Annotated in this window: 1 protein-coding gene; it reads right to left on the reverse strand. The window is 61.3% G+C overall.

From position 1 onward, the window contains the following. Positions 1–380 (reverse strand): hypothetical protein (locus NBZ85_RS32080; protein ID WP_261563543.1); only part of this gene is annotated, 380 nt, incomplete at both ends.

Consider the following 380-nt stretch of genomic DNA (forward strand, 5'->3'; position numbering starts at 1 on the left):
CGTGTAGGTGAGCGGCTCGCCGTTGAGCGTCTTGAGATCGAACTCGGGCGTGTCGACTTGGTACTTGATCGTGGCGGGCACGTCGGTCTGCAGGGCGGACACTCGGATTCGCCAGTTCTGCGGCCAAGTGTAGCTCCACGTCTTGAAGGGCAGCGTGGCCACCGTCGTTTCATCCGGGTAGCCCTCGACGTAGGTGTAGAAGCTCAGCAACTTGTCTTCCGGCCGTGGGGTGAACTGCAATTCGGTGCCGTCCACCCGGGTACCGTCGGGCAGGCTCCAATAGCCGAGGACCTTGTACGCCTTCTGCGCAGTGGTGGGCACTACGTCGTTGATCTGAGCTTTGAACGCGTATGCCTTGCCGGCTTCGAGGTAAGTCGGAC

This window comes from Frankia tisae (assembly GCF_025403405.1).
Classification (GTDB): Bacteria; Actinomycetota; Actinomycetes; order Frankiales; family Frankiaceae; genus Frankia; species Frankia tisai.